The 15,081-nt window shown below is 64.7% G+C and carries 14 protein-coding genes and 2 tRNA genes; 4 read left to right on the top strand and 12 right to left on the bottom strand.

What is annotated here, in order from left to right; genetic code table 11:
• Positions 1 to 232 precede the first annotated feature (232 nt).
• Both VNK82_06890 and thiO read right to left on the bottom strand, forming a co-directional pair.
• The gene (locus tag VNK82_06890) at positions 233 to 1,603 is read right to left on the bottom strand and encodes a dipeptidase (protein ID HXE90672.1); all 1,371 of its coding nucleotides are present in this window, start codon (positions 1,601 to 1,603) and stop codon (positions 233 to 235) included.
• A gap of 94 nt (positions 1,604 to 1,697) precedes the next feature.
• Positions 1,698 to 2,768: a glycine oxidase ThiO gene (gene thiO, locus VNK82_06885; GenBank protein HXE90671.1), complete on the bottom strand. Its 1,071-nt coding sequence runs from the start codon at positions 2,766 to 2,768 to the stop codon at positions 1,698 to 1,700.
• Positions 2,769 to 2,900: 132 nt separating this feature from the next.
• Here thiO and VNK82_06880 point away from each other — a divergent pair, with 132 nt between their 5' ends.
• Positions 2,901 to 3,293 carry a hypothetical protein gene (locus VNK82_06880; protein HXE90670.1) on the top strand — a complete coding sequence of 131 codons (393 nt, stop codon included), beginning with the start codon at positions 2,901 to 2,903 and terminating at the stop codon, positions 3,291 to 3,293.
• A 90-nt stretch (positions 3,294 to 3,383) separates the two neighbouring features.
• A complete protein-coding gene (locus VNK82_06875; GenBank protein HXE90669.1) occupies positions 3,384 to 4,196 on the top strand; it encodes a hypothetical protein in 813 nt (270 codons plus the stop codon).
• Positions 4,197 to 4,235: 39 nt separating this feature from the next.
• On the opposite strand, the gene VNK82_06870 is transcribed toward VNK82_06875, so the two are convergent.
• The 4 genes from VNK82_06870 to VNK82_06855 form a co-directional block, all read right to left on the bottom strand.
• Positions 4,236 to 4,823 (bottom strand): hypothetical protein, encoded by a 588-nt coding sequence (locus VNK82_06870; protein HXE90668.1) that lies wholly within the window; start codon positions 4,821 to 4,823, stop codon positions 4,236 to 4,238.
• Positions 4,820 to 6,568, bottom strand: coding sequence for a DNA polymerase/3'-5' exonuclease PolX (gene polX / locus VNK82_06865; GenBank protein HXE90667.1), 1,749 nt, complete (start codon positions 6,566 to 6,568; stop codon positions 4,820 to 4,822). The genes VNK82_06870 and polX overlap by 4 nt, the downstream gene beginning before the upstream one ends.
• A gap of 100 nt (positions 6,569 to 6,668) precedes the next feature.
• Positions 6,669 to 6,884 carry a cold shock domain-containing protein gene (locus VNK82_06860; GenBank protein HXE90666.1) on the bottom strand — a complete coding sequence of 72 codons (216 nt, stop codon included), beginning with the start codon at positions 6,882 to 6,884 and terminating at the stop codon, positions 6,669 to 6,671.
• Between the two features lie 105 nt (positions 6,885 to 6,989).
• A complete protein-coding gene (locus tag VNK82_06855; GenBank protein HXE90665.1) occupies positions 6,990 to 7,565 on the bottom strand; it encodes an NUDIX hydrolase in 576 nt (191 codons plus the stop codon).
• Between the two features lie 114 nt (positions 7,566 to 7,679).
• Between VNK82_06855 and VNK82_06850 the strand changes: the two genes are divergently transcribed.
• Positions 7,680 to 8,537, top strand: coding sequence for a Rossmann-like and DUF2520 domain-containing protein (locus VNK82_06850; GenBank protein HXE90664.1), 858 nt, complete (start codon positions 7,680 to 7,682; stop codon positions 8,535 to 8,537).
• 67 nt (positions 8,538 to 8,604) lie between these two features.
• On the opposite strand, the gene ribA is transcribed toward VNK82_06850, so the two are convergent.
• Positions 8,605 to 9,222 (bottom strand): GTP cyclohydrolase II, encoded by a 618-nt coding sequence (ribA, locus tag VNK82_06845; protein ID HXE90663.1) that lies wholly within the window; start codon positions 9,220 to 9,222, stop codon positions 8,605 to 8,607.
• A gap of 78 nt (positions 9,223 to 9,300) precedes the next feature.
• On the opposite strand from ribA, the gene VNK82_06840 reads away from it, so the two are divergent.
• Positions 9,301 to 10,656, top strand: a complete 1,356-nt coding sequence (locus VNK82_06840) for a histidine kinase (GenBank protein ID HXE90662.1) — start codon at positions 9,301 to 9,303, stop codon at positions 10,654 to 10,656.
• 248 nt (positions 10,657 to 10,904) lie between these two features.
• Here VNK82_06840 and bshA read toward each other — a convergent pair whose 3' ends face one another.
• The 5 genes from bshA to VNK82_06815 form a co-directional block, all read right to left on the bottom strand.
• Entirely contained in the window at positions 10,905 to 12,047 is a 1,143-nt protein-coding gene (gene bshA / locus VNK82_06835; protein HXE90661.1) for an N-acetyl-alpha-D-glucosaminyl L-malate synthase BshA, read from the bottom strand.
• Positions 12,048 to 12,256: 209 nt separating this feature from the next.
• Positions 12,257 to 12,333 (bottom strand) — tRNA-Asp (locus tag VNK82_06830).
• A 51-nt stretch (positions 12,334 to 12,384) separates the two neighbouring features.
• Positions 12,385 to 12,461: transfer RNA gene (locus VNK82_06825), tRNA-Val, on the bottom strand.
• A 101-nt stretch (positions 12,462 to 12,562) separates the two neighbouring features.
• Positions 12,563 to 14,125 (bottom strand): serine hydrolase, encoded by a 1,563-nt coding sequence (locus tag VNK82_06820; GenBank protein ID HXE90660.1) that lies wholly within the window; start codon positions 14,123 to 14,125, stop codon positions 12,563 to 12,565.
• 65 nt (positions 14,126 to 14,190) lie between these two features.
• Complete coding sequence (locus VNK82_06815) at positions 14,191 to 15,060, bottom strand: hypothetical protein (protein HXE90659.1); 870 nt, start codon at positions 15,058 to 15,060, stop codon at positions 14,191 to 14,193.
• Positions 15,061 to 15,081: the final 21 nt, after the last annotated feature.

Here is a 15,081-nt window from a genome sequence, read left to right as displayed (position 1 = left end):
GGTCATCGACCGGATACCACAATACATTGCACAGAAAACGGTGCACTCAGACCTGCTGCTGGCTTGCGGTGGGAATGAAGGTGCAGGAAACCGCCAGAACGCTCTAGAGCATAGCGCGTCCCCACTGTGGAAGCAAGCGGCAAGCGGCCCGAGAGCAGTTCTGCCGGACCGTTCCGCTTATTACATGAAAAGTAACGGCGGACACCACGGTAGCGGCGCTGGGCAGCGGCGCCTATCCCAGCTTCTGGAAGAAGCGAATGATGCTCTCGATGCCCCGGTAGAAGTTCTGGATATGGAACTTCTCGTTGGGGGCGTGGATGTTGTCGTCAGGGAGTCCGAAGCCCATCATAACGGTGGGAATCTTCAGGAACTCTTCGAAGTCGGCGACGATGGGGATGGAGCCGCCGCTGCGGATAAACACCGTTTCCTTGCCGAACACTTCCTTCATGGCTTCCGTCGCCACGCGGATGTAGTGGTTGTCGGTGCGCACCACGCTCGCCGGCCCCGCCGAGTGTTTCTTGATCCTGACCTGGATGCCCTTGGGGACGATGGAGCGGACGTACGTTTCGTACTTGTTCCAGATGTCGGCGGGATCCTGGTCGGGCACCAGGCGCATGGAGATCTTGGCCGAGGCACGCGCCGGGATCACCGTCTTGGCTCCGGCCGAGGTAAAGCCTCCGGGCATGCCATGCACCTCGAGCGTGGGCCGCGCCCAGGTGCGGTAGAGCACGGAGTATCCGGCTTCCCCCGTCAGCACTGTGGATCCCACTTCCGTCTTGCGATAGTGCTCTTCGTCAAAGGGGAGCTTTTCCCAGGCTTGCAGCTCTTCGGGCGTGGGCGCCTTGACCGCGGCGTAGAATCCGGGGATGAGGATGCGCCCGCCGTCATCCTTCAGTTTGCAGATGATGCGCGCCAGCGCCTCCAGCGGATTGGGCGCCGCGCCGCCATACATTCCCGAGTGCAAATCGACCATGGCGCCCTGTGCTTCGATCTCCGTGTAGACCAGGCCGCGCAATCCGACGCACAGCGTGGGCAGGTCGGGTGCGAACATCTCGGTGTCCGAGACCAGGGCGACATCCGCCTTCAGGCGCTCCGGATGTTTGCGCACGAAATCGGCGATGGACTCGCCCCCTACTTCCTCCTCACCCTCGATGATCATGCGGAGGTTGACCGGCAGTTTGCCGCCGCCGGTCTTCATCAGCGCCTCCAGCGCTTTCAAATGCATGTACATCTGGCCCTTGTCGTCCACCGCGCCGCGCGCATACAGATTCCCGTTGCGCTCGGTGGGCTCGAACGGCGGTGACTGCCATTCCTCCAGCGGGTCGGGCGGCTGGACGTCATAGTGCCCGTAGCACACCACGGTGGGCTTGCCTGGAGCATGCAGCCAGTCGGCGTATACCAGCGGATGCTGCGGAGTCGGGATGATCTCGACGTGCTCCAGGCCGATGCGCTTCATCTCGTCGGCGATGAAGCGCGCTGCGCGCTGCACGTCATCCTTGTGCTCGGGCAGCGTGCTGACGCTGGGGATGCGGATCAGGTCCTTCAGTTCACTGAGGAAACGTTGCTGGTTTTCGCGGGCGTAGGCAATGGCGGGAGAAGCCATTCGGATGATTGCTCCTGGCAGAAGTTCACGACGACCACCATTTCAGTATATACCGCGGTTCCGCTCACCGGCCCCCACCGGGAAGGGCAGCCTCCTAACCCTCAAAACGCCGAGGGGAGAACGACCCCAGGTCGAAGGAAGGAGTCTTGCCCGTCAGCATTTCCGCCATGACCTGGGCCGTGGCCGGCGCCAGCAGGATGCCGTCGCGGAAATGTCCCGTGGCGACGAAGTAGCCGGGCGTGGCGGTCTCGCCCAGGATGGGAAGCCGATCCGGAGTCCCTGGTCGCAGGCCGGCCCACGCTTCCAGGATGCGCACGTCGCGCAGCGCGGGAAGCAGTCGAACGGCCGTGTCACGCAGGCGCTGGATAGTCGCCGGTTCCACGCGCTTGTCGAAACCGGCTTCTTCCACCGTGGCGCCGATCAGAAGGCGACCGTCGCTGCGCGGCACCAGATAGACCTCCGGCGTGCGCACGATATGGCCAAGCCAGCGCCGGTCGCGCATGGCCACAGCGAGCATCTGTCCCTTCACCGGACGCGTGGGAAAGCGATGGGGTCCGAGCTGGCCGGCCCACGCGCCGCAGCAATTCACCACCGCGGCGGCGGGGAAGCGGGTCTGCGCAAAGGTGACCCCGGCGATCCGGCCCTGTTCCGTCCATATCCCGGTCGCGGGCGCGCCGGTGGAGAGCGCCACGCCGCGATGCCTCACGGCCGCGGTGAGCGCGGCAACGAGGGCGCGCGGATCGACGCTGCGGTCTGGCAGTTGCACCGCCTGCAACTCCGGCGGCTCGAGGCGCGGTTCCAGCTCGTGAATCTCGCGCACGGCCAGCGGCACGAGGGGTGCCGCAACATCCAGGGCTGCGAGCTCATCGGCGCCGCCGAAGAACAGCGTACCGTCGCGGCGCAGGTCGACGCGCATGCCCGACTCGTCCTCGATTTCGTGGACGAACTCGGCGTACAGCACATCGCTGGCCCTTTTGAGCGCCTGGAGTGCAGAAGTCGCGGCCGGTTCGCTGACGGCCAGCATGCCGGCGGCCGCGTAGGAGGATTCGTGGCCCGGCCTGCCGCGCTCGACGACACGCACGGCTGCGCCTTGCTTGTGCAGCTCGCGAGCAAGGGAGAGGCCGATCACGCCCGCGCCCAGCACGACCACGTCGGCATGCCGCATGGCCTGATTGTACGGCGGCGCCGATGGCAGATGACGCGGCGGCTTCGCCCCTGTTTCCTGTTGCGACGCGCTCGCGAACGATGCTTAAATTCTGCCGACGCTTGAACAACGGAAGCCGAGGTTGCCCTGGTCATGGCGATGTGTCCGCGCTGCCGGTTATCGGTTCCAGCCTTCTCCCGTTGCGACCACTGCGGTTTGATGCTGGGTTACAACGGGCTTACGGTTCTGATCGAGTGCGACGAATCCGGCGCCCTGGAGCGTGCGCGCACACTGGCGCAGCGCCAACCCTCCTGCCGCGAATACCAGGAGGAAAGCGGCCGTCGCTACCTGCGGGTCACCTACAAGTTTTCCGAACTGGATGAGTACAACCGCCTGGTCACAGCGGCCGCCGGACTTCCGCGCAAGCACGCGTTCATCAACGGACTGGAAGTTCCGTGGACCAGGCTGCGCGCGCGTCAGCTCCCCGGCAACTCTTCGCGCTCGCGGGGACGTGCTGCAAACCGGAGGCGCTCGCTGGAGGCGTAGCTTCGCTGATCAGGTTGCTGATTGACACGCTCCGCTTCCGGGCCTGACAATCGAGATGCACCGCATCCACCCTCCAAAGGAACAAGGACTATGAATGGCAGCGACTCCCCCGGCGGCTCCGGTGGCGGGCTGAAAATCGTCCTGCTGGCCGTAGCCGGTCTTTACATTCTTGCTTCGCTGTATCTGTTGTTCGACATGCGCGGCCGCATCGGCACGCTGGAAGCCTTCCAGGCCACGTCCAGCGCGGCCCAGAAGCAGCTTACCGAGCGCATGGAATCCGCCGACGCCCGCATGAAGGCCACCCTCGAGGCCCTGGAAGAGAAGCTTGGCATCACCGAGAAGGAACTGGAGGCCCGCACCGCCGAACTGCAGCGCGCCCAGAAGGCGCAGGCGGCCAGCCTGCGACAGGAGCAGAAGGCGCAGATGGAGGCGGTCAGCGGCCAGGTCGAGAGCGTAAAAACCGAGGTCGGCGGCGTGAAGACGGAAGTCGCCACCACCCGCACCGAGCTGGAAGCTACCAAGGAGAAGCTGGAGCGTACCATCGGCGACCTCGGTATCCAGAGCGGACTGATCGCCAAGACGCGCGAGGAAGTCGATGAGTTGCGCCGCCGCGGCGAACGCAACTACTACGACTTCACCCTGATCAAAGGCCAGAAGCCCACGCCGGTGGCCACCGTCAGCCTGCAGCTCAAGAAGGCCGACGCCAAGAAGAGCAAGTTCACGCTCAACGTGATCGCCGACGACCGCACCATCGAGAAGAAGGACCGCACCATGCTGGAGCCCCTGCAGTTCTACACCGGCAAGGACCGCCAGCTTTACGAACTGGTGGTGTTCACCGTGGATAAGAACAAGGTGGTGGGCTACCTGAGCACGCCCAAGGGCCACATCGCCAAGGCCCAGTAAGCCGGGCAAGGATACCTGGGGGCGGTGCTTCAGCCGCCCCTACGGCTTCTTTTCCACGAGCGTCAGCGGCCTGCGGTCGTAGAGGTCCAGCATCACCGTGAACGCCTTGCGCTGATCAAAGCTCTCGCGAGTAACGGGAAAGGCGAACACCAGCATTCCCTCCTGGGTCGCGCCGGGGGCAATGCGTTCTTCCATGCGCAGGGGAGCGATGCGGTACGTCGCCAGGTCGGGAAAAGCCTGGAAGTAGCGGTCGTGATCGACTACCGACGCGGCCTCGTCTTCCAGCATGCCCGTCTCCGAGCCTGAGGCGACCTCCAGACGGGCTTTGGCGTTGTGCAACACCAGAGGCTTGTCGACCAGGTTCTCCACCTTGACGTGCACGACCACCAGAACCTTGTCTTCGGGCAGGGCCACGGCGGCCACGCGGGTGATGGTGCCCGTAGTCCCTGGCTTGGCTGCCTGTCGTGAGTAGATTCCCACCAGCACTGCGAGGACGATGGCGGCGGCCAGCACCGGCAACACCGGCGGCAGCGTGCGTCGGGCGCTATCCATCTCTTCGCCCATGGGCAGGTGCCCGGCATCCGGCGGCGGCGGGGGAGCGGAGGGTTTCTGCGGCTCGCTGCTCATGCCGCCTCCTTCATGGCAGCGGCGAAGTTTTCCGCCTGCAGCGTGTTGAGGACGTCCTGCGGCGTCAGCCAGGCGCGCCGGGCCTGCAACACGCCGTATTTCATTTTTTCCAGGTGCGACGTGTGATGGGAATCGGTGTTGATCACAACCTTCAAACCGTGCTTCAGGGCGAGCCGCAGGTGGACGTCGCACAAGTCCAGCCGCTCCGGATACGCGTTCAGCTCCATGGCCACGCCTCGTTTCGCAGCCTCGCGGAACACGCTCTCCATGTCGAACTGGTAGCTGTCGCGGCGCAGCAATAGCCGTCCCGTGGGATGCCCGAGGATGCAAGTGTTGGGGTTGGCGATTGCGCGCAGCAGTCGATCGGTCATGCGCGCCGGCTCCTGATTGAAATGCGAATGGACACTGGCGATGACCACGTCCATCTGTTCCAGCACGGCATCGGACAAGTCGAGCGCGCCGTCGGCCAGGATATCCACTTCGATTCCGGCCAGAACGCGGATGTCGTCGTACTTCTTGCCCGCGGCGCGGATGCGGCGGATGTGGGCTTCGGCGCGCTTGTCGTCCAGGCCGTTGGCCATGGCCAGGTTCTTGGAGTGGTCGGTGATGGCCATGTACTGGTAGCCGCGCGCCCGCGCCGCTTCGATCATCTCCTCGATGGTGTTCTTGCCGTCGGTCTCGACGGTGTGCATGTGCACGTCGCCACGGATGTCGGAGAGTTCCACCAGGCGCGGCAGCTTGTGCTGCTCCGCCAGTTCGATCTCGCCAGTGGCCTCCCTCATTTCCGGCGGGATGTAGTCCAGTTGCAGCTTGGCGTAGATCTCCTCCTCCGTGCGCCCGGCGACCGGCTTCTCGCCCTTCAGTTTCGCCAGCGAATACTCGTTGAGCGTGTATCCCATCTTGAGCGCCCGCTGCCGCAGCAGGATGTTGTGCGCTTTTGATCCGGTGAAGTAGAGCAGGGCGGCGCCGTGCGATTCCGGCGGGAGCAGGCGCACATCAACCTGCATGCCGTTGTGCAGCTTGAACGAGATCTTGTTCTCGCCGCGCAGCAGGACCTGCGCGATACCAGGAAAGGCCGTCACCCGGTCCGCGATGGCGTCCAGTTGTCTCTGGCTGGCCTTGGCTTTGTAGGTGATGAGCAGGTCGAGGTCGCCCACGGTCTCCCTTCCCCGCCGCAGCGAACCGGCCGGAGTCACGGCCTCGACACCCGGCGTTCCGGCCAGGTGCGCCACCAGCTTCTGGGCCGTGTGGTCGGCTTCCTCGATGAGGAAGCGTCCCGAGATGCGGCGGTAATCCTCGATGGCCTTGAGGATCTTGGCCTCGTGTTTCTCGCCCATCCGCGGCAGCACGCGCAGCTTGCCCTCGCGCGCCAGTTTCTCCACGCCGTCCACGTCGCACACGTGGTACGCGTCCCAGATCAGCGCGATGGTCTTCGGTCCCAGGCCCTGGATCTTCAGCAATTCCAGGATGGTGGGCCGGTACTTCTTCAGCAGGTCTTCGCGCGACTTCAAGCGTCCGGTCTTCAGGATCTCCTTCAGGTGCTCGAGCATGCTCTTGCCGATGCCGGGGATCTCCAGCACTTGCTTGGGGTCGCGGATGAGGTCGGCGATAGCTTGCGGATGGCTGGCGATGGATTCGGCGGCCCGCCGGTAGGAGCGCACCCGGAAGGAATCCTCGCCGTGGATCTCCATCAGGTCGGCGGTCTCGTCCAGGATGGCGGCGATGCTCTGGTTGTCCAGCGGCATGGCGGATGGGCGCTGGAGGGAATTCTAATCTGCGCAGCGGCTCCGCGAACAGAACAAGGCCCAGCCACAGGGCTGGGCCAAAGCGGCGAGCGCGGGCTCGCTATCCGGAGGTGACTTTCGACACCTTGTCGGCCTGCGGGCCTTTTTCGCCCTGGACGATCTCGAATTCCACGTCGTCGCCTTCCTGCAGGCTCTTGTAGCCCTCGGTGATGATGGCGCTGAAATGCACGAAGACGTCCGGGCCGTCGCTGCGCCCGATGAAGCCATACCCCTTGGCGTTATTGAACCACTTCACCTTGCCCCTGATGCGTGCCACGCCTCTGTACCTCCCCTTGGATCAACCGCTCCTGCTGTGCCTCGATCGCTTTCGCCCCGGCGAGCGCGTGAGTTGGCGCCATTCTGAGATTTTTCCCGGTCAAGGTCAACGCAAATCGGACCTTGAGCCGGTCTTTTTTTGAACCAGCCAGAGCAGGCCGGCGATGGTCTTGCCGTCGCGGATGCGGCCTCGCATCACCATCTCCACCGCCTCCGCCAGCGGCCAGAACCGCTGCTCGATGACTTCATCCTCCTCCGGCTGCGCGTCCCCGTGGCGCAGCCCCTGGGCCAGGTAGATGGCCATGGTCTCGTCGAGAAAGCCGGGGCTCGGGTAGAAGAACAGCACGCGCTTCCAGCGCCGGGCGGCAAGGCCAGTCTCCTCCGCCAGCTCACGACGCGCCGCCGCTGGTTCGGATTCCCCGGCGTCGATTCGTCCCGCCGCCAGCTCCCACAGCGCCCGTCGCGCCGCATGACGATACTGCCGCACCAGCAGCACCTCAAGCCGACCCCGCCGGCGCCGCACCGGCATGATCACCACCGAGCCCGTGTGCCGCACCACGTCGCGCCTTGCCGTGATGCCGCCCGGCTCGCGGACATAGTCGGTGGTGACGTGGAACACCGGCCCGCGGTAAACCACCTTGGACGAGATCACCTGCGCTAGCACCTTTTTCGAGTTCGACATGAGAGCAACTGTAGCCTGTCCCACTAACCACTAGCCACTGACAAATGCATCTGGCTGGGCGCTGGTCCCTGGCCACTGGCCACTGACTTCTGGCAACTGCTATTCTCGCCCTCCATGCCTGCCAAACCTTCCATCGCGCTGGTCGGACCGGGAAACCTGGGGTCGGCCCTGGCGGTTGCGCTGCGCCGGGCGGGCTACCGTATCGACGAAGTCATTTCCCGTGATCAGCCGGCCTCGCGCCGCCGGGCCCGCAGCCTGGCGCGCCGGGTCGGAGCGCGCGCGACCACGTTGGAGAGCGCCCGTCTCCGCGCCCCCCTGCTCTGGATCGCGGTCACTGACGATGCCATTCCGGCCGTGGTGCGCACCCTCGCGCCGCGGACGAACTGGAAAGGCATGGTTGCCCTCCATTCCAGCGGCGCGCTCTCCAGCGACCAACTGCGACCGCTGCGCCTGCGAGGCGCGTCGGTCGCGACGCTGCACCCCATGATGACTTTCGTGTCCGGCGCCCAACCCTCGCTTCGAGGCGTGCCCTTTGCCGTCGAGGGAGATCCCCGGGCGGTGGCTGTTGCCCGCCGCATCGCCCGCGATCTCGGCGGGTTCGTCTTTCCCATCCCTAAGCGCAACAAGCCCCTGTATCACGTCTACGGCTCGTTCTCTTCGCCGCTGATCGTCGTGACGCTGGCAACAGCGGAGCGCATTGCTCGCGCCGCCGGAGTCCCGGCAAAATCCGTGCGCCAGGCCATCGCCCCCATCGTCCGCCAGACGGTGGAGAACTACTTGCGTCGCGGGGCCGCCGCCGCGTTCTCCGGACCCGTGAAGCGCGGTGATGTGGGCACCGTCCGCCGACATTTGAAGGCGCTCAAGAAGATCCGGGGCGCGCGGGCGGTATACGTCGCCTTGATCGGCGGTGCGCTGGAGGTTCTGCCGTCCGCCAACAAGCCTGGAATCAAGCGATTGCTAAGGGGCTCTTAGCCAACACTTTCAGTTTTTTGCACTGAGACCTGAGACCTGCCACCCGAGACCCAAAAACCTGCGCCCGCTACTCCACCTTTGTGATCAGGTGTCCCATTTTTTCTTTCTTCACGCGCAAGTAGTTTTCGGCATGAGCATGCGGATCGACCTCGCACGGCACCCGCTCGACTACGCGGATGCCGGCGGCCTCCAGCGCCGCCACCTTCTCCGGGTTGTTGGAGAGCAGCCGCACTTCTTTCACGCCCAGCGCCTTCAGGATTTCTCCCGGCAAGACGAACCCGCGGTGATCGGCCTTGAAGCCCAGGCTCTCGTTGGCCTCTACCGTGTCCATGCCCTGGTCCTGCAGCTCGTAGGCGCGCAGTTTGGCCATCAGGCCGATGCCCCGGCCTTCCTGCTGCTCATACACCAGCACGCCCGCTCCGGCCTGAGCGATGAGCGAAAGCGCCAGCTCCAGTTGCTGGCGGCAGTCGCAGCGCAGGGAGCCAAAGACGTCGCCGGTCAGGCACTGCGAGTGCACGCGCACCAGCGGCGGTCCGGCTTTCAAGTCGCCCATCACCAGCGCGACCGCAGCCTCACGCCGCGGCCCGTTCTCACTCGCCACGTCGCCTTCGAAGCCCAGGATGCGGAAGTGTCCCCAGCGGGTAGGGAAGTCGGCCTCGGCGGTCTTGTGCAGATTCGCGGACATGCTCATCAGCGATTATATGCCCCAGCCGCATGGCGCGCTGGCCTGCTGCATCCGTGCTAGATTTACGCCAGAGCTTCCATGGACCAGCGCCTCATCCTCGTCTCGCTTTTGCTCAAGCTGGGCGTTGCCGCCGCCGTGGCCAGCGCCCTGGCACGCTCCCGCTATTTCCAGTCGCTGCTGTTCCGTGAGGACCGCACCACCGAACAAAAGGTCCATCTGGTCCTGTTCATCGCCATCCCCTTCGCGCTGGGCGTGATCATCCGCGGGCAAGTGCGCAACTTCCTGGCTGCCGACCTGAGCCTGGAAGCCGCCATCGTCATGGGCGTGATGGGCGGACGCTTCGCCGGCGCGGTCGGCGGAGCCCTGGTTTCCCTCCCGGCGCTCATCTACGGCGAGTTCCTGGCCATTCCCTTCACCATGGCGGCGGGAGGCGTGGCCGGCGTGCTGCGCCATCTCGCCTCCAACCACGAGGAGATCTGGTCGTTCTCGCCTTTCGTGGACCTGGGCGTGTACCGCTGGATTCGCCGCGCGCTGCGCCGCCGCTTCGTTGACTGGCAGACCGGCTTCTTCCTCTGGGTGCTGGGGATGGAGTTGGTGCGCGTGTGGCTGGCGCGCTTGTTTCCGGGGCGCTTGTTCGCGCTCGATCCGTCGCAGTGGCTCACGCTGCTGGCCACGCTCGCCACCACCGTGGCCGTAGTCGCCATCCCGCTCAAGATCTGGAACAACACCCGCATCGAGCTGAAGCTGGAAGAGCAGGAGAAGCTGCTGCTGCAGGCGCGCATGGAGGCGCTGCAGACGCAGATCAATCCGCATTTCCTGTTCAACACGCTGAACTCGGTGTCGTCGCTGGTGCGCTTCGATCCTGAACAGGCGCGCGAGCTCATCGTCAAGCTGGCCAGCATCCTGCGGCGCTTGTTGCGCAAGAGCGACAGCTTCGTGCAGTTGCGCGAAGAAGTCGAGTTCATCGACGACTATTTGGACATCGAAGTCGTCCGCTTCGGGCGCGACAAGCTGCGCGTGGTGAAGGAACTCGAGCCGGCCTCGCTCGACGTCCTGGTGCCCAGCATGCTTCTTCAGCCGCTGGTGGAGAACTCGATCAAGCACGGCCTTTCACCCAAGGTGGAGGGCGGCTCGATCATTCTGCGCAGCCGCATGGCCGAAGGGAAGGTCATCATCCAGGTAGTGGATGACGGCGTGGGCATGGCGGACCCGGCCGCACCCAGCGGTACGGGCACAGGCATCGGCATGTCCAACGTGGCCGAGCGCCTGCAGGTGCTCTACGGCGATGCCGCCGTGATGCGCGTCGAGAACCGCGACGCCGGCGGCACCGAAGTCACCCTCGAAGTGCCCATCCTGCAGGTCGCCGACCTCGGCCCGGAAACCAACTCCGTGGCCTCGGCGGCCTACGAGGCGCGTTCCAGCACCCATCGGTAAACCAACCCTTTCGCCGCGGATGCACGCGGACTATACGCGGATGAATACGATATTCACTCGTTACATGGTTTGCGTTCCGATAGCGGAACAGAAGTGAAATCCCTGAGCATGCCACGTTGCTGGCCGCGTACGATCCCCCAGATGCCGTCATCCCGAGCGAAGGAGGGACCCGCGCGAATTCATCAGCGCGCGAGACCCGAGCGAGGGACCTGGGGGTAGGGTCCAGCGGAAAGGGGACGCTATAAATGTTACTGTGCCCGTTCCAGCACCCAGCGGTAGAACTCCTCATACTGCTTAAGAATGTCGGACGCGCAGAAGCGGCCGGTGGCGGCGGCGCGGGCGCGGCGGCCCATGGCCTTCAAGGCGGCTTCGTCACCCAGCAGGTCAATGGCGTAGCGGGCCATGGTGTCGACGTCGCCTACCTCGGCCAGCATGCCGGTCTCTCCGTGGTCGATGACTTCAGGAATCCCGCCCACGCGGCTGGCGACGCTGGGGACCTCGCAGGCCATGGCCTCGAGCGCTGCCAGCCCGAAGGACTCCAGTTGGCTGGGCAAGAGCATCAGGTCGGCCACGGCCAGGATTTCGTTCACACGCTCCTGCTTACCGAGGAAATTCACCTTGTCCTGAATCCCTTTGCGACGCACCAGCCACTCCGCCGGCGAGCGCTCCGGCCCGTCGCCAATTAGCAGCAGGCGGGCCGGCAATCTCTTCTGCACGCGGTCGAAGATCTCGATCACATCGGGCACGCGCTTGACCGGGCGGAAATTCGAAAGATGGACCAGAATGCGCTCGTCCTTCTGCGCGTACTCGGCGCGGCGCTCAGCGGCGTGCGCGTCGCGGCAATACGTATTGCAGTTCACGAAGTTGTGGATGACGCGGATGGAGTTCTTCAGCTCGAACTCCTTGAGCGTCCGCTCGCGCAGGTAATGGGAGATGGCGGTGACGCCGTCGCTCTGCTCGATGCTGTAGCGCGTGATGGGCAGGTATGAGCGGTCCGCGCCCACCAGCGTGATGTCCGTGCCATGCAGCGTGGTGACGAACGGCAGCTTGCGCGGCGGATTTCCGGCAGCCAGCATCTGGCGCGCCAGCATGGCGCTCACCGAGTGCGGGATGGCGTAGTGCACGTGCAGCAGGTCCAGGTCGTAATTCACCGCCACTTCGGCCATGCAGGTGGCCAGCGCCAGGTCGTAGGGCGGATACTCGAACAGCGGATACTGCGAGACGTCCACCTCGTGATAGTGGATGTTCGGCTGCGGCTCGGTCAGCCGGATGGGCGGCGCGTAGGTGATGAAGTGCACCTGGTGGCCGCGCCGGGCCAGCTCCAGCCCCAGCTCCGTGGCCACCACGCCCGACCCGCCGTACGTGGGATAACAAGTGATGCCGATCCGCAACTCCGCCCTCCGCTATGCGCTCTCCGCCCAAGGCCGCCGGCCGCAAGCCGCCGGTTGAAGATTCGATGATACGGGAGTGCGTGGCGATTCCGCCGTCGCAGTGAGTACCTGAAGGTGCCCCATGTCTGCGCCACGCTGTTCGGCGCAGACGTGGGAGTCGTCAGGCCGTCCTCACGCAAAGCGGAAGGCGGACAGCGCGTAAGAAGACATGGCGGGGACGACGAGATTCGAACTCGCGACCTCTGCCGTGACAGGGCAGCGTTCTAACCAGCTGAACTACGTCCCCGCATCCTGGGACCGCGCCCTGCGGCGCGGTGAGAGCGGTAGGCCATGGAGATGGTGGGCAGTGAAGGGCTCGAACCTTCGACCTCCTGCTTGTAAGGCAGGCGCTCTAACCAACTGAGCTAACCGCCCTCGGCACCGCACGGCACCCGGGCGGGTCGGAAGATTCAGAGCCGTTGCCGACGGCGCTCGTCTCCGATTCCGAGTATACGGGAGGAGGCCGGATTCAGCAATCAGCGGCGGGCCGGCTTCAGCAGCAGGTCCTGGAAGTCGAAGCTGAAGTCGGTTTCCGGCGAAACGGCCTTCATCTTGGCTTGGTCGATGGAGCCGTCGGGATGGAGGGCGAACGTGACATAAGCGTCGGCGCGCAGTTCGCGGTCGCGCCAGCGCACGATGAAGGTGTCGTGCTGCCAGGGTTCGAGATGGCCCACCAGCGATGGCGTGCGCGTGAAGCGCAGCGTCAACTTGCCGTTCGCGTGGGTGATTTCGATGTCGCCGTACCAGTCGTCACGATACGTGCCGGCGTATTTCTCGAGCGGCAGGGAAGGCTTCGACGTAGCATCGCGCTCCGCCGCCGCCTTCTGAACGGTGGCGGCGTGCTTCTGCTCCGTGCGTATGCGCACCTTGTCGAACGCCTCGATCCAATCGGTTGCCGGCGCGCCCAGGTAGAAATCAACCACCCTCCAGGTCAGCGCGTTGAACGACTCGCCGGCCTCCTGATTGGTCAGCACCGCCACGCCTAGCTTCATCTCGGGAATCCAGGTTACGCGGGAGACGTAGCCGGGCAGCCCGCCGGTGTGGGTGATCACTTTCTTGCCCCGGTAATCGCGCACCCCAAGCCCCAAGGCGTAGCCCAGAAAGTTGGGATTCAATGCCGCCAGTTCCGGCTCGGGATCGGCGATGGGGATAGGCGTCACCAGCGAGGTGAGTTCGCGCGCCGTCTTTTCCGAATACAGACGCGAACCGTCCGCCAACCGGCCTTGGTTCAGCAGCACCAGCATCCACTTGGCCATGTCGCGAGCACTGGAATTGATGCCTCCGGCGGGATTGGTGTTGTCGCTGGCGAATGGAGCGATCACGCGCACCACGCCCTCGATGCGAGCGTGCGTGGCGGCCACGTTGCCGCCGTTGGCCGCCGACGAATGGCGCACGTTGCTGTCATTCATCCCTACCCGCTTCAGGATGCGCTCGCTGACAAAGTCCTCCCAGCTCTGCCCGCTCAGCTCTTCGACCACCTCCCCGGCGACCAGGTAGAGCACGTTGTCATAGGCGTAGGCGCTGCGGAAGCTGGTGGCCGGGCGGAGGTACCGCAGGCGGCGTGCGATCTCGCGGCGGTTGTAGGTCGAAGGCGGCCACCACAGCAGGTCGCCGGCGCCCAGCCCCAGCCCGCTGCGATGCACCAGCAAGTCGCGAATCGTCATCTCACGCGTGACATACGGGTCCCACATCTGGAACCAGGGCAGGTACCGGACCACGGGCGCGTCCCACTCCAGTTTGCCTTCTTCCACCAGCATCCCGAGCGCCACTGCCGTGAACACCTTGGTGTTCGAGGCGATGCCGAACAGCGTCCCGGCATCGACCGGCGCCGCTTCTCCCAGCTTGCGCACGCCGTATCCCTTGGCTACCACCACCTGCCCGTCCTTCACGATGGCCAGCGACAGGCCAGGCACTTCGAACGTCTTCATGGCGCGCGCAACGTCGGCGTCGAGATTGGGCGGGGCCTGCTGTGCACAGGCGCCGCATGACAACGCGATGAGAACTAGCAGTGGAGAGAAGCAGCGACCGTATCGAGTCATGGAGTTCGCGGATCGTACCCGGGATTTCGAGAAGTGCGCTATTGTGCCACAGCGGAGGCCGGGCGCTACTCGGCTGGCATGCGTTGGAACACGATGAAGGCCGTGATCAACGCCGCGCAGACCGAAAGAAACACCACCAGGAAGACCAGCATCTCGGCCTTGGTGAACAGCCCGCGCTTTGGCCGGTTCTCTTTCGGCGTCGAGGGCGGGGAGGCGCGCTCGAAGGCGCGGTCGAATTGCGGACGCTCAAACGACGCCGTACCGAAAGCTTCCGGCGCCTGCGGCGAACGATCCTCAGGAGCGGACACGACGCCCGCCGGCGCGCTCCCGTAGGCCTTGGCGCGCCAGGCCTCCAGGCTGGCCTGGAAGAACGCACGATACGCTTCCTGGCCCACCGTGCCCAGCTCTCGGTACTTGGAACTGAGCACTCCGCAAACCCATTCCAGGCTCTTGCCCTGGCGCACGTATTCATCGGCCAGGGCGAACAGGCCGTCGTCGATGGGCTCGGGCTCGAACGGCAGGTTGCCCAACTGCAGCTTGAAGGTGTGCGAGCCGCTGATCTCGCCGGAAGACGATGTCGCAGGACTTGCGGTCTCCGTGGGGGCGTTGCCGATGCGCAGGGTGTACGTCTTCACCGGGCCCTGCTCGAACTTCTTCAGTTCGATGTCCAGCAGGTCGTCTTCGCTCACAGTCCTCCGCGTGACCGCCAGTTGCCCGAAGGCCCAAAACATGAAAATCAGGAACAGGATTCCGAAGTAGAAGGTCAGAAAGCCGCGGAAGGCGTCGTTCTGGATCTTGAAGTAAAGAAAGATGGCGAACACCGTGACCACCGCGATGACGGCGATGATGATGGAGCGATAAACGGTCAGCAGGCCGCGCCGGGTGTCATCCAGCGTCTTGAGGAAGTCCTTTTGCTCTTCAGGAGAATGAGCCATCCACGGCTCCCACATCGCCAT

This window comes from Terriglobales bacterium (assembly GCA_035573675.1).
Taxonomy (GTDB): Bacteria; Acidobacteriota; Terriglobia; order Terriglobales; family Acidobacteriaceae; genus DATMAB01.
This window is presented reverse-complemented; position numbering and strand designations above follow the sequence as displayed.